Source organism: Bacillus sp. FSL K6-6540 (assembly GCF_038007545.1).
On the sequence record NZ_JBBOXH010000001.1, the window covers coordinates 649,038 to 661,742 of the forward strand.

Annotated in this window: 14 protein-coding genes; 11 read left to right on the plus strand and 3 right to left on the minus strand. The window is 49.8% G+C overall.

The features are described from left to right. Window positions 1-69: 69 nt before the first annotated feature. The gene (locus MHH82_RS02775) at window positions 70-837 is read right to left on the minus strand and encodes an ArsR/SmtB family transcription factor (protein WP_340963051.1); all 768 of its coding nucleotides are present in this window, start codon (window positions 835-837) and stop codon (window positions 70-72) included. 264 nt (window positions 838-1,101) lie between these two features. Between MHH82_RS02775 and MHH82_RS02780 the strand changes: the two genes are divergently transcribed. The 5 genes from MHH82_RS02780 (at window position 1,102) to MHH82_RS02800 (ending at window position 4,503) form a co-directional block, all read left to right on the plus strand. After that, window positions 1,102-1,653: an NADPH-dependent FMN reductase gene (locus MHH82_RS02780; RefSeq protein WP_340963053.1), complete on the plus strand. Its 552-nt coding sequence runs from the start codon at window positions 1,102-1,104 to the stop codon at window positions 1,651-1,653. Window positions 1,654-1,780: 127 nt separating this feature from the next. After that, a complete protein-coding gene (locus MHH82_RS02785) occupies window positions 1,781-2,977 on the plus strand; it encodes an SGNH/GDSL hydrolase family protein (RefSeq protein ID WP_251500771.1) in 1,197 nt (398 codons plus the stop codon). 50 nt (window positions 2,978-3,027) lie between these two features. Next, window positions 3,028-3,375 (plus strand): ester cyclase, encoded by a 348-nt coding sequence (locus MHH82_RS02790; RefSeq protein WP_012818749.1) that lies wholly within the window; start codon window positions 3,028-3,030, stop codon window positions 3,373-3,375. 56 nt (window positions 3,376-3,431) lie between these two features. Continuing rightward, window positions 3,432-3,836 (plus strand): ester cyclase, encoded by a 405-nt coding sequence (locus MHH82_RS02795; RefSeq protein ID WP_340963057.1) that lies wholly within the window; start codon window positions 3,432-3,434, stop codon window positions 3,834-3,836. A gap of 115 nt (window positions 3,837-3,951) precedes the next feature. Then, complete coding sequence (locus MHH82_RS02800; RefSeq protein WP_340963059.1) at window positions 3,952-4,503, plus strand: hypothetical protein; 552 nt, start codon at window positions 3,952-3,954, stop codon at window positions 4,501-4,503. 137 nt (window positions 4,504-4,640) lie between these two features. Here MHH82_RS02800 and MHH82_RS02805 read toward each other — a convergent pair whose 3' ends face one another. Further along, window positions 4,641-4,793, minus strand: coding sequence for a hypothetical protein (locus MHH82_RS02805; protein WP_009591875.1), 153 nt, complete (start codon window positions 4,791-4,793; stop codon window positions 4,641-4,643). A 187-nt stretch (window positions 4,794-4,980) separates the two neighbouring features. Then, entirely contained in the window at window positions 4,981-5,850 is an 870-nt protein-coding gene (locus MHH82_RS02810; RefSeq protein ID WP_012818752.1) for an AraC family transcriptional regulator, read from the minus strand. Between the two features lie 156 nt (window positions 5,851-6,006). On the opposite strand from MHH82_RS02810, the gene MHH82_RS02815 reads away from it, so the two are divergent. From MHH82_RS02815 to MHH82_RS02840, 6 genes are all read left to right on the plus strand, one after another. Further along, window positions 6,007-7,398 (plus strand): MATE family efflux transporter, encoded by a 1,392-nt coding sequence (locus tag MHH82_RS02815; protein ID WP_340963063.1) that lies wholly within the window; start codon window positions 6,007-6,009, stop codon window positions 7,396-7,398. Between the two features lie 153 nt (window positions 7,399-7,551). Further along, window positions 7,552-8,094, plus strand: coding sequence for an RNA polymerase sigma factor (locus MHH82_RS02820; protein WP_096774695.1), 543 nt, complete (start codon window positions 7,552-7,554; stop codon window positions 8,092-8,094). Further along, window positions 8,084-8,899, plus strand: coding sequence for a hypothetical protein (locus MHH82_RS02825; protein ID WP_340963068.1), 816 nt, complete (start codon window positions 8,084-8,086; stop codon window positions 8,897-8,899). Before MHH82_RS02820 ends, MHH82_RS02825 begins: the two co-directional genes overlap by 11 nt. Window positions 8,900-8,905: 6 nt before the next feature. After that, on the plus strand, window positions 8,906-9,544 hold the full coding sequence (locus MHH82_RS02830; protein WP_340963071.1) for a hypothetical protein: 639 nt from the start codon (window positions 8,906-8,908) through the stop codon (window positions 9,542-9,544). Between the two features lie 388 nt (window positions 9,545-9,932). After that, on the plus strand, window positions 9,933-11,153 hold the full coding sequence (locus tag MHH82_RS02835) for an asparaginase (protein WP_340963073.1): 1,221 nt from the start codon (window positions 9,933-9,935) through the stop codon (window positions 11,151-11,153). Window positions 11,154-11,468: 315 nt separating this feature from the next. Beyond that, the gene (locus MHH82_RS02840; protein ID WP_145040035.1) at window positions 11,469-12,506 is read left to right on the plus strand and encodes a LacI family DNA-binding transcriptional regulator; all 1,038 of its coding nucleotides are present in this window, start codon (window positions 11,469-11,471) and stop codon (window positions 12,504-12,506) included. Window positions 12,507-12,705 lie beyond the last annotated feature (199 nt).

A 12,705-nucleotide genomic window follows, 5' to 3' on the forward strand; every position in this document is an offset into this window, starting at 1 on the left:
GGGTTCTCCCTCTTATATGAACCGGGGACTGTTATTTTACATCCGATCCCCTTTTCACGGTTGACGCCACTATTGACTAGTGAGCGTTGAGCCCGTTTCAAGTAAGGTCTTCAATCCCGACAGTACGATCGGCAAGCCTAACTTCAGCGTGTTAGCCGTATGCAGCGCCTGATCAAACTCATCATGGATAACCGTTACCAGGGTTACGCCGTTAAGCTCGGCATGGGGATCGATTTCCCACGTAATGCGCGAGGGCTTTTCGCCGGCAGTATCATCGGTTATTAACATCCTCCAACTCAGAACCAGCTTATGCGGCGGATCTATACTTATTATGGTCCCCTCTGCTTGAACCTTGCCCTCGGGGTTCTTTAGGTTGAATGGCGAACCGATTTCCCAGTTGGATTGGATCGAGCAGTTGTACCAGAACTTTGATGTCTTGGCTGGATCGGTTATGGCGCGCCATACTTGCTCGGGTGCTGCTTTAATAGCAATCTGGTTTACATGACGGGGTTTCTGTTCCATATCCGGTTCACGCTCCAATTCATTTTTAAGGGATGTTAATTCCAGCGCCCAGGGCTCAGCGTATTTGCTGACCCACCGGTCGTATATTTGACGGATCGGCACGGAATTCAGATAATGCAGCTTCTCCCGGCCTACCTTTCTCGTTGTGATAAGGCCGGCTTCCTCCAGTATATGAAGATGCTTCATGACGCCGAATCGGGTCATCGCAAGGGGAACGCACAGCTCGCTTAAACTTTGCCCATCTGATTTATACAGCAGATCCAAGAGAGTTCGCCGGCTGGGATCCGCCAGTGCTTTAAATATTTCATTTTCCAATCGTGACATCTCCTTCTTAACAGCATGCTAAGAAAATTCAAATGGCTATTGACACGTGACCTAATGGTAACGTATTATAAACGTGACAGTATAGTCACATATTATCATACAACGAATCGTTTGTCAGCTTACGGCATTTTGAATGGACGAATGGGGAGGTATGAAAGTGACGAAGCAGCATAGTAAAGAGCATAGTAAACAGCATAGGTCTGGATGATTAAGAATCCATAGTGGTTAAAAAGTACAGGGAGGATGAGGAAACATATGAAAATTGTTATGATCGCGGGCAGTAATCGTCAAGGAGCTACAAGTACGTTATTGCTTCGCTATATCGGGAGGCTGCTGCAAGGTCATCAAATTTCAGCCGCATGTATCGAATTGAATGAATTGGAATTACCGCTTTATTCGCCTGACAACGAGGAACTGAGCCTGAATGTCCAGTATGTATTGGATATAGTCAAAGGTGCGGACGGATTGATCTTCGCGACACCGGAATATCATGGTTCGATTTCAGGGGTGCTCAAAAATGCCCTGGATTACATGAATGTAAGTCATATATCGGGGAAACCGGTGCTTTCCGTGAGCTCTGCAGGCGGACCGGTCGGGGTGAGCTCGCTGACCCATCTTCAGAGTATTATGCGCAACTTGCATGGGGTTAACAGCCCGGAGTGGATTTCTATCGGAGCGGGATCGCAAGGCTTTGATGCGGAGGGTGTTCCATTAGATGCTGGGCTGAGGGAGAGGGTTGATGCTGCTGTAGAGAAGTTTCTCGTTCTGACCCGGTCGCTTTCTGTTGGCGTCATGTCATTACGGTAACAGGACTTCACGGATTTCTAAACTGCGATCCATCCTATGGGTAACTGTGCATTTTACGGATGACTGTATAACGATGCGCCTAATACGTGACCATTTAGTTACGTATTAGGTGGAAAGGAGAATACATGTGAAAGCAATTCAGCCAGGTATAAAGAAGACGGCAGGAACAACTGTAGAGGCAGGCGAACGTTGGTTGGGTTCCTGGTTTGCAAGCCAGACTTACTACGATGCAAGATTCGCCGCCTTCGATACATTGGATAACCAGACGATTCGCATGATCGTACACCCCCATACCGCCGGCTCTACCATACGATTGAAGTTATCCAATCTGTATGGTTCCGAACAGGTAGTATTCGGCAGCGTAAACTTAGCGCTTTCCAATAAAGATGGGTATACGATTCCAGGAAGCGATAGACATGTCACATTCGAACGGATATCAATCATCATCATTCCTGCCGGACGAGAAATCTATACTGATCCCGTGGATCTTAACGTGAGTGGAGCTGTGGATGTAGCCATAAGCATATATGTTCCTCAATCAACTAAAACATCTACTTGGCATTTTTCCCCACCCCAAATCAGCTATATCGCCGATGGGGATCACGCTTCGGATAACAGTGCAGAATTTTTCAAGCAAAAGACCCACTCCTGCTGTTGGGTATCCGGTATGGAGGTATTATCCCAGGGAAGAAATTCACGAGTGATTGTTGCTCTAGGCGACTCGATTACAGAGGGGAGTACGTCTACCGCAGGCTCTAACCACCGGTGGCCAGACTTGTTTTATGATCGTCTTGTCCGGGAAAAGACAGACCGGGAAATTTCGGTCCTTAATTCCGGCATCGTCGGGAATCAGATTCTAAAGAGCGGTCCAGACGTTGGTCTGCCCGTAGCCGGAGAAAATGTGCTTTCGCGTTTAGATCGCGACGTTTTCTCTCACCCTGGAATTACAGACGTGATTTTTTTTGAAGGTATCAACGATATCGGCCTTGGGAATGCGACCGCGAATCAAATCATCGCGGGCATGAAGAAGGTGGCTGTCGAAGCGCATACCAAAGGAGTACGCATATGTATAGGCACCCTCACCCCGTTCGGCAATGCAAATTATTACTCGGAGGAAAAGGAACGAGTTCGCCAAGAAGTGAACCAGTGGATTCGTACTCAACATGTATTCGATGGAATGATTGACTTTGACAAGGCCTTAGCTAATCCCGAAGCTCCAAACGAACTGCTTCCCGCCTATGATTTTGGCGATCATCTGCATCTTAGCGATGCAGGATATAAGGCATTAGCTGATAGTATCCCATTGTCTCTATTTGAGAGATAGGAATCAGCCTGCTTTCCTAATGCAAATAACCAACAAAGGAGATGTTTTTCATGAAGACCATAGAGCAGAACAATATCGAAATGGTGACCGCAAAGATCGAGGAGTTGTGGAATAAAGGGGATATTTATCAGACGGATCAGTTTTTTGCCGAACAGATCGCAGAAGCCTTCGAGGATCAACACTATATGCTAGCTGATACCTTAGCCCAAGGGGAGAAGGTCATAGCAAGAATTGTTATTACAGGAACGCATAATGCCAGCTTTGCAGGAAATCCGCCGACGGGCAAATCCGTTCAGATTACCCAGTTCCGGGAATTTCATATCGTAGATGGCGAAATTACGAATCACAGTGGTTGGTTCGATACAGGGACGCTGCTGCCCCAAATCCAGGCAAAGTAGCTGCGGATGTTAACGGTAAAGCAATCGGAAAACCCAACGAACAAAGGAGATGTTTTATGATGAAAACAATAGAACAGAACAATATGGAAACGGTATCCGCGTTTATCGAGAGTTTCTGGAATCAGAGTGATATGGACAGCACGGATCAATTTTTATCGCCCGGTTATCAAGAGCATTCTTATCAATCCAAAGAAGGCCTGAAACAATTTGCCTTAACCATACTGGGGGCATTTCCAGATAAACACTATACCGTGGAACAGATGATCGCCCAAGGGGATAAGGTATTAGTAAGAATGGGGGTAAAAGGCACGCATACCGGCATGTTTTTTGGAAACTCTCCAACAGGCAATACCATTGATGTGACACTGTACCGTCAATATCGGGTAACCGATGGTAAAATAACCGAACATCGCGGTTGGATCGACATGGTGACGATGTGGCGCCAAATTCGAGGCAGCTAAAGATTCGGCACGATCCAGTCTTATTGACTGGGTCGTTTATTTTGCCCTCAGACTATGATATATTCCATCTCATTTTATCCCTAATATGGTAAAATAGAGGAGTCGGAGGTGCGTTATGACGAATTCAGCGAAATGGATCTGGGTATGGATGGTAGCATTGGTGCTGGCCTGCACCGTGTTTCTGATTGAACATCAGAAGAAAATCGAACAGGGAACGAAAATGACCTTGCAAAGCATTTTGGGCACATCTTTATTTCAAATATGGAGCCATTACACCGACATTCTGGCTCTGAAATCCATGCCCCTTCATGAAGCGCGCCTTGCGGAAGTGCGGCTGAAGCTGGCGGCCATCGAAGCGTATTCCAAGACAGCGGATGAAGCCGTCCGTTCGCAGCTGCTTAACCCCATCGCAGGAAAGTTCCTGGCTCTGTCCGACAGCATACGGGAAAGCTATGCGGAGAACGGGGAGTTCTCGGAGGAAGACATCGAGAAGTACGCGATCATCATGAAGGATTCGGAAGCATTGATTTCCCTGATGTACAAGGTGTATTACGTTTCGGATTCGGTTGAGGGGGGAGAAGTCAATCTGGACATCTCCGATTACGACGAATTGGTAGCGCTTAACAACCGGTTGAAGCATGATTTGGATGGATTTGCGAAGAAGTAATTTAGAATGCCGGAACCCGGAGAAGAAACGATAGTGATGACGGAAAAAAAAGACACCTGATCTGCTTTCCAAGGACATGCCTGGAATAGCGATCGGGTGTCTTTCCTATATGCAGGATTATGTAATCCCTTAGTTATTTATTGAGCTGCGGTCTCTAATGTGGACAGCGTCATTTCCATTTTGCGGGTGATTTCTTTCTGCCACTTCACGTCTCCAAGCTGGATCGCGAGGTTCAGCAGGTCCAAGTAATCATCCATTTGCAGAGAACAGCGGCGGGAAGTCGTTTTCATAAGTCAATCGGCTCTCCTTTGTATATAAACTCTTCAAGCGAAAAGCGTGTAAACCTGAGTGTAAATACATTCTCAACACATTCTCACTTGTCCGGTAATGATAATCATTATCATGTGGTTAATTCTCATTATAAAGGCTTCCCGCCCAGGTTGCAAGCCACTTTCTTGGATTTCGCGTAAAAATGAATTAATTCATGAAGAACCGCTGCCTGTATTTGCGCGGCGAGATCCCTTCCTGCTTCGTGAAACAGGAGGTGAAGTAGGCCGCATGATTGAAACCGACCTCTTCCGCGACCCGGCTGATGCTGAAATCCGTCTGCATCAGCAGCATCTTGGCCTGTTCGATCCGATAGCGCTGCAAATATTCAACCGGCGAGCAGCCGAATTCCTTCTGCATGCAGCGTGCGATATAGACAGGGTGGAAGTTAATGCGGTCGCCGAGCTCCTGTACCTTGAACTCCTCGCGATAATGCTTCCGCAGATAAGCTGCGGCCCGTTCGGCACAAGCGGAGGAGGGCGAGGAGAGTGGCGTATCCAGTGCGGCGGCCAGCAACTCGATGAGCTCTTGGAACACCACCTGCTGCCGCCACAGGATTTTGGCCTGGTGACCGTACTGAACCAGCGAAGACAGGGTAGCCAGGAGCTCCATGGCCTTTTCCGGCTGAGGCAGGGTGCCGAACTGGGGAATGTTAACGGAAAAATAGTTCGGTGTCATCGCCTTCAGCTCCGGAACTTCCTCTCTTCTAGGCGCTTGGCAAGCCTCGTCCGGGTGCCAATCCCCGGAGGTCTGGAAATGGAGCCAGTAATAATCGGTCTCCTCGGTGCATCCCCTCGTGCCGAAATGATGCGTATCGGGACGCAGGATCAGGAACATGCCGGGTTTGATCTCATAAGGACTTCCGTTCTCGGTGACATACAGCTGTCCCTTCCTAACGACGAGCAGATCAAAGATGCCGATGTTTTTGCGGTTGGGGTGTCCACTGTGAATCGGAGCCCGGGTAAGCCCGCTATTGATGTATTCCGGCAGCGGCGGAACGGTAAAATTCAGGATCGTCATAAGAAAGCCCTTTCGTGGTTCGCGAGGTTTGAATTTTGAAAGTTTTCGTTCGGAAAATGATATTATAACTCCAGTATACCATCTATAATTTGAAAAGGTTAAAGACCGTTTCATCATGAATTGTGTTTAACCCTTACATCATGGGTGGAGGTTGGAATGTTGGATAAAAACACAAACAAATTTACATTATGGGTTCTCGCATGGCCCATATTTATCGAGCTGTTCCTGCAGTTTCTGCTGGGAGCGGTGGATACATTGATGGTTAGCCGGATTTCCGACGATGCGGTAGCCGTGGTCGGCTTCTCCAATCAGCTGTTTCAGGCGATGACGACGCTGTTCATGACGGTCGCCAGCGGTGCCGGCATTCTCATTGCCCAGAAGATCGGCTCGCATCGGACGGGGGATGCCCGAACGATCGGCATCATGGCGGTAAGCGCCACCACCATCATCGGCTTGGCGTGCAGCGTGATATTGATTGCAATGCCGGAGGCTATCGCCTCGGTGCTGCAGCTGCCCGAGCATCTGCTTCCGCTTGCGGGAACGTATATCTCCATTGTCGGCGGCGGAATGATATTGATTGCCATGATGGCTACGATGAGCACGGTCATCCGCAATACCGGCAACACGCGCGGGCCGATGTACGTGGCTATCGGGATGAATATCATCCACGTCATTATGAACTATGGGTTTATATTCGGAGCTTTCGGCTTCCCGCAGTGGGGGCTTACCGGCGTTGCGATTTCGACGGTGGTCAGCCGGTTGCTTGCCGTTCTCTTGCTGGTGTACATGTTTCTGCGCTCCTTTGAATACCGAATCAAATGGAAGGAATTCCGGGTGTTCGACCGCCCGCTGTTCGGTGAAATCCTGAAGATCGGTTGGCCGCTCGGCATCAATATGTCCTGCTGGGTCTTTACGCAGCTGATCATCTACTCCTTCATTGCAACGCTGGGTGCCGCCGAGCTGGCAGCCCGTACGTACATGAATACGCTGGAATCCTTCTGCTTCCTGCTTGGCTCGTCGATCGCGATGGCGGCTCAGATCCAGATCGCGCATCTGTTCGGCGCAGGCCGGATCCGGGAGGCATACCGAAGCGCGTACCGCGCACTGGGTATCGGGGTAATTTACGTGGTCGTCAATGCGTTCCTCCTGTATGTTTTCGGAAAACAGCTGCTGGGGCTGTTTACGGACGATAAGACGATCGTTGCGATCGGGGCATCGCTTCTTGGGATGAACCTGATTCTCCAGCCCGGCAAAATGCTCAACATGGCGCTCGGCAACTCGCTCAATGCCGTCGGAGATACCAGGTTCACCATGTACATTTCCCTTGGCTCGATGTGGCTTGTCGCCACCGGGCTGTCCTATGTGCTTGGCATACACATGGGATGGGGTCTTATCGGCATCTACTCCTGCATGATTGCCGACGAGTATTTGCGCGGCGTGTTGTCTTTCTTCCGCTGGCGGGGGCAGAAGCACCTCCGCAAGGCAGAGCAAGTCGAACCGGTGAGCCATCAGGCACATTCAATGGAACCGATCCCGGCGCAAGCTTAATGATTGGTTATAATATAGAAAAAGGATACTTCGGCCGTGCGGCATCGGGGTATCCTTTTTTTACATACTAAAAAAATAACGTACTCGAAAACTTTTTGCCTGCATGCCGGGGTATTGTAAGTGATTGGCCAAGTGAAAGGAGGCAAGCACGGTTTGGTACACGACCTTATACAACGATTAAAGACGGAGTACAGCGATGAACTGTTTGAACAGCTGTATCGGTTATATGCGGATCGGGCGATTCGAACGGCAGCCGCAGTCACCGGAAGTTCGGCAAGCGCCGCCGACGTGGTCCAGGAAACGTTTATCCGGGTTTACCGCAATCTGGGGTCCTATGATTTGAGCAGGCCCTTTGAGCCGTGGTTCAACCGGATTCTCTATAACGAGTGCAACCGGTATTTGAAGAAACATGCGAAGATGGTGCCTTCGGAAATTTCCGAGGAGAGGGATCTTCCCTCCGAGAGCGACACCTATGAATTTGACCGGCACGGCGAGGTATATGAGCTGGTGCAGCGGCTGGATGATCCGCACCGGATTCCCGTTATTTTGAAATATTTGAATGATGTAGCCGAGAAGGATATCGCGGACATGATGGAGCTGAACGTCAACACGGTGAAGTCCAGGCTGTTCAAAGCGAGAAAGAAATTAAAGGAATGGATGCTGCAGAATAGGGGAGGGAATCAGCATGGGACGTGATCCATGGGATCAAGAGATTGCAGACGGCCTGAAAAAGGGGACGGATGACGCGATGCGACATAAAGACGAGATTTGGATGGCGATCAAGGAGCGGATTCATAGCGAGCAAGCCCAGCAGCCTGCAGAGTCGGAGACTTCCTTTGCGCCGCGGGAGTCGAAAGGACGCCGCCGTTCGGGACGAAGAGCGGCCGGATGGATTGCGGGCACCGCCGCTGCGGCAGCCATCGTGCTGACCGTCAGCTTTCAGACGGCGCCTGTCCAAGCGTTCATTGATCAGGTGAAGGAATGGTTCGCTCCTCAGAAGACGGTTGAACAGGAGCTGGAGGGCATGCCGGAAACAAGCGTGGATCAGCTGCATGAGGGAGCGGATTACGTGATTTATATGGATGAGAGCCGGTTTAAGATGGTTCATGAATCGGGCGTGGACCGCATTGAATTGAAGGAGAAGCCAACAGATGACCGCTATCCGGAGGTGTTCATGGAAATTTCGCAGGAGGGCATTGATCCAAAGAGCGCAGCGGAGCAGCTTCAGAAAGAGCTACAAACGTATCCGAAGGTCGAGGCGAACCTCGTGGATGAACCGATTCAAGGCTGGGAGGTGCGTGCGGTAGGCGGCACCGGCGGCAAAGAGTGGGATGATCCGGTCATACGGTATTATGTGTTCGATAACGGGCAGGGCGGCAGCTTTGTCGTGAAGCAGCGGTATTTCCTGGAGGCTTCCGAAGGCTTCGGTGCACGCTTCCATAACATGATGAAGGAATTCCATATTACCTCCAATCATAATGGAGAGACAACGAAGGAGTAGTGAGCAATGAACAAGATTAGCATGATATGGATTGCAGTGGTGGCCGTGCTGGTGATCGGAGGCTGCAGCAACGAAACTCCCCTGGTGGAGAACGAGCCGGTGAACACATCCGTGCAAGGGCTTGAATTAACCAAGCAGCCGGAGCCGGCAGAGAAGAAAAAGGCGGCTCCTGCGGAAGAGAGTGACGAGGCTTCAGGAGATCAATCGGTAGCGATGGCAGCCGATCCATCTCCGTCTGTTCCGGCCCCTTCCGCGGAAAATGCAACCTCTCAAGCAGACGCTTCAACCTCGAAAGAGCAGGGAGAAGATGTTGTTTCTTCCCTGAAAGAGCTGTCGCTGATAAGCAAGACGATGGAAGAAGTCCGGCAACAGCTTGGGGAGGCGAAGACGACGGCTAAAGGCGGGGGATTCACTTCGTGGCAGTATGATCATCCAGGCAAGGAAGGCTACCATTACCTCGAAACCGCCGTTTCGGTAGATGTTCAGGGCCTCGATAGCGGAAGCATGAAGGCGCAGCTCATGATTAGCTTTAACGAGAACAACTTGGTGGACTCTTATTCCATCTATCACTTGGTGGATGGTGAAATTATGGTGTACCGTGTCACCGAAGCAGGGGCTGTGGAGGAACCGGGACAGGCGGATTAAGCAGAAGGCGTTTATACAAGATAATCGCCAGCAAGCGCAATGAATGATAACAAGTGCAAGGGATAGTCCGACCGGAAGGTGATGGACTATCCCTTGTTATTGTTTATAGCTCGGATAGAATCGTTTGCAGACCGATCAATATGTTAAATTATATAACATTTAAATGATCTGACCTTCTGATAATGAGCTCTTTTTATTTCTGGAGTTATTTATTTAAATCTATCAAAAAAGGCAACTTAATAGGGATTATCATCCACAAACTATCATTGTAAACGTTTTCCCTACTGCATGTGATATTTGTTATATTAAATAACATTAAATAGAATGATTCTAACGGTAACACATATTTATGTTATATAATATTACATATACATCAGAGGAGAGTGCCATGATGAAACCAAAGTCGAAACGCCCGTTAGCAGTATGGAGTACCGCTGCATTTACCGCTTTTGTGATTTCTTTATCGCCTGTTGGGACGTATGCAGCCCATGCTGCGACGGTAACGGAAGTGAAAGGGACGGTTAGTGCGATTTCACCCGTGCAAACCCCTGCGGCGCCAGGCCGGAATACGACGGTTCCTCCCCTGTCGGAGGCCTCTAAACAATCGGCGAAGCCGAACGTGCTGGTGGTTGCGACTGGCGGCACTTTGGCGGGCCAATCGACGGATGCTACCAGCTTTCAATCCTATCGGGCAGGTACGCTGAAGATTGAAGACATGGTGGGCGAGCTTCCGAATACGGACAAGATTGCGGATATCAGCACGCTCCAGTTCGGCAACTCCGGGTCGAGCGCCTATACCATGGCCGATTTATACGATCTTTCCCGGACCGTCGACAAGGCGCTGGAGGTGTACGATAGCGTCGTCGTGACAACAGGGACGGATACGATGGAAGAGATTGCGTACTTCCTCGATCTGACGGTGCAAAGCGATAAACCCGTCGTTATCACCGGTTCCATGAGACCTTGGACGGTGATCGGTTCCGACGCCCAAGCGAACTTGTACAACGCCATCAAACTTGCCGGGAGCGGCCGCACGGAATCCTTCGGCACGGTGCTGATGCTGAATGACACGATTCATCTGGCACGCGGCGTAACCAAGACCAATGACTACCGCACCGACACGTTCGAAACGCCTATGCTGGGCGCGGTCGGATATATCGATGACGAGAATATCCGTATCTACCGGGCTCCCCTCCGTGCAATGAAAGACGAAGGCCAGGGCAAACCAGTGTTTGATCTGAGCAAAATCACGAAAGGCGATCTGGCGAAGGTCGAAATTGCGGTTTCTTATCAGGAGGCCGGCGGCGGGGCGATCAAAGGCTTTGTGGCAGACGGAGCTAAAGGCATCGTCACCTCCGGTACCGGCGCAGGCGGCATCTCGAGAGAGATGAGTGCCGCCCGCAAAGAAGCCATCGAAAAGGGGGTGGTCTTCGTAACTACGACCCGTACAGGCTCTGGCAGCGTATACGGCGGCGGAGAGGGCATCATTTCAGGCGACAACCTGAGTCCTCAACAAGCCCGCGTTCTGCTGCTGCTCTCCCTGTCCTTTACGGATGATTTCGATACGATCAAGGGTTGGTTCGCAACCTACGGAACGCCTGAAGTGTAATCTCAGACTCAGTCATTTTTTAGCTGCTCCTTATTCCTACTGAACGATGAATTTCCTTCCACCAATATATTTGCCGCCGGGGATGACCCGGCGGTCTTTTTTTGTTCGCAAGCACGGAGGACAAATCGATGTTGGCGTTCGTCGCATTCAGCGACTGAATAGCGTTCCGGTTAATGGGGCTAGCGTCGAAAAATGCGGGAGCTACGGATGTAACGGGGCATGAGCTTGACGGATATTTTCATCGGTTTATTGCTTTCTATGTCAGCTATTTGTATACTTTACAATAGTAAACGATTACTATAAGTGAGGGATCCTATGAAGAAGCCGACCACAATACATGATATAGCGAAGATGGCAAATGTTTCTTCGGCAACGGTTTCGCGCGTGTTAAGCAACAGCAGTTATCCTGTCAGCAAGGAGCTTAAAGAGCGCATCCAGCAAATCGCGAAGGAGTCCAATTATATTCCGAATATGCTCGGCAAACAGTTGAAGAAGAATACCAGCAATACGATCGGAGTCATCATTCCTTCTATTGTGAACCCGTTTTATTCTTCCGTCATTTTCGGGATCGAAGAGGTGGCTCGGCAGAATAGCTTTACGGTTATCGTATGCAACTCCCTGCAAGATCCGGCCCTGGAAGACGAATATTTAAGGACGATCATGGAGAAGCAGGTCAAAGGCTTGATCATCTCCTCGATCTCCAAGGATAAGAGCCAGTTGACCCAGTTGATGAAACTTGGCCTGAACGTCATCGCCATCGATCAGAAGATCGATGAGGACAACATTAACCAGATCGAGTTCGACTACCACAAGGCCGGTTACATCGCAACCAAGCATCTGCAGGAGAAGGGGCATGCGCGCATCGGTTACGTCACTTCCAAGCTGGATCGCCCAAGCCGCCGAAGCATTCATCAGGGCTATATGTCGGCGATGAAGGACGCGGGTCTCAAGCCGCTGGTGGTCGAGTCCCCGACCGAGGAAGTGTATAATGCGGTCACCGAATTCGATACGGGCAAGCAGCTCACGCAGAGACTGCTGGAACATTCGCCGCAGCCGACGGCGATATTTGCGTGCAACGACATGATGGCCTTTGGGGTGATCAACGAATTGTCGCAGCGCGACATTCAGGTGCCGGAGCAGATTTCGGTGATGGGCTTTGACGGCATTGACGTGGGACAGATGATTCATCCGCCGCTCACAACGATTAAGCAGCCCGATTACGAGATGGGGAAGATGGCCTGCAAAATGCTGCTGGATATGATGCAGGGCGAGGATAGCCCGATGTTCGATGTGATGCTGCAGCCTAAATTGCTGGAGCGAAAATCGGTCCGGGATATCCGGGAGAACAAGTGAATACAAGGATGGTTTAAAGCCCGGGCATAACAAAAACGCTCGGGCTTTATTAGTTGTTATAAAAGATATCGATTACTAACTTTTTTCTATTCGTTTCTTGATTCAGCATGTGGAAAACAATCCCTGTTAAACCTTGGAATACCTTATACAACGCTCAAAGTCAGACTTATATTATAAAAATAATCGATGGGAGCATAGA